This window comes from Pseudoalteromonas sp. PS5, from assembly GCF_004103255.1.
Taxonomy (GTDB): Bacteria; Pseudomonadota; Gammaproteobacteria; order Enterobacterales; family Alteromonadaceae; genus Pseudoalteromonas; species Pseudoalteromonas peptidolytica.
Map to the genome: position 1 here is coordinate 1 of NZ_RCSQ01000151.1, position 1559 is coordinate 1559.

Below are 1559 nucleotides of genomic sequence, written 5' to 3' on the forward strand. Positions count from 1 at the left end.
ATGGCAAAAGAAAAGTTTGAACGCGTAAAACCGCACGTAAACGTAGGTACAATCGGCCACGTTGACCACGGTAAAACAACTCTAACTGCAGCAATCACTAACGTACTTGCAAAAGTATACGGTGGTGAAGCAAAAGACTTCGCATCAATCGATAACGCTCCAGAAGAGCGTGAGCGTGGTATCACAATCTCAACTTCACACGTTGAGTATGACACACCAACTCGTCACTATGCACACGTAGACTGTCCAGGACACGCTGACTATGTTAAAAACATGATCACTGGTGCTGCACAGATGGACGGCGCGATCCTAGTAGTTGCAGCTACTGACGGTCCTATGCCTCAGACACGTGAGCACATCCTACTTTCTCGTCAGGTTGGTGTACCTTACATCATCGTATTCATGAACAAATGTGACATGGTTGACGACGAAGAGCTTCTAGAGCTAGTAGAGATGGAAGTACGTGAACTACTTTCTGAGTACGACTTCCCAGGTGATGACCTACCTCTAATCCAAGGTTCAGCGCTTAAAGCACTTGAAGGTGAGAAAGAGTGGGAAGACAAGATCGTTGAGCTTGCAGAAGCACTAGATTCTTACATCCCAGAGCCAGAGCGTGACATCGATAAGCCATTCATCATGCCTATCGAAGACGTATTCTCAATCCAGGGTCGTGGTACAGTAGTAACAGGCCGTGTTGAAGCTGGTATCATCAACGTGAACGACGAAGTTGAAATCGTAGGTATCAAAGAAACTACGAAGACAACTTGTACGGGTGTTGAAATGTTCCGTAAGCTTCTAGACGAAGGTCGTGCGGGTGAGAACATCGGTGCACTACTACGTGGTACTAAGCGTGACGAAGTTGAGCGTGGTCAAGTACTAGCGAAGCCTGGTTCAATCACTCCACACACGAAGTTCACTTCAGAAGTATACGTACTTTCGAAAGATGAAGGTGGTCGTCACACTCCTTTCTTCAAAGGTTACCGTCCACAGTTCTACTTCCGTACAACAGACGTAACTGGTGACATCCAGCTACCAGACGGCGTAGAAATGGTAATGCCTGGCGACAACATCAAGATGACTGTTGAGCTAATCGTACCAATCGCGATGGACGAAGGTCTACGTTTCGCTATCCGTGAAGGTGGCCGTACAGTAGGTGCTGGTGTTGTAGCAACAATCGAAGCATAAGCTTTAGGTTGTAGCAATACACTGTAAAAAAAGGTCGCGAAAGCGGCCTTTTTTAATGCCTATAGGAAATCAACGGTAATACGTATATAGGCATGAGAGTGGCACGCTGACAATACTTAATAGGTTTAGTTGCCATAATCGAAGCATCAGCTTTGGGTTGTAGCAATACACAGTAAAAAGGTCGCTCTTAGTATCCAGCCTTTTTAATGCCTATAGAAAATCCAAGATGCTACGTACATAGACATGAGGGTGGCACATCTACAGTACATGATAGGTGCTATTGTCTACTGTAATGTTTGGAAACTAGTAACTAGAACCGATATCAGGTGAACTACACTTTATAACTCTGCTAACGACTTATCAGCGGATAAAGT

Annotated in this window: 1 protein-coding gene; it reads left to right on the forward strand. The window is 45.2% G+C overall.

What is annotated here, in order from left to right:
- Window positions 1–1185 carry an elongation factor Tu gene (gene tuf, locus D9603_RS17195; RefSeq protein ID WP_128732244.1) on the forward strand — a complete coding sequence of 395 codons (1185 nt, stop codon included), beginning with the start codon at window positions 1–3 and terminating at the stop codon, window positions 1183–1185.
- The last annotated feature ends 374 nt before the right edge of the window (window positions 1186–1559 follow it).

What these genes read in the sequence shown, in the direction of transcription:
- tuf (WP_128732244.1), top strand. Translation starts at nt 1, where the DNA reads ATGGCAAAAGAAAAGTTTGAACGCGTAAAACCGCACGTAAACGTAGGT.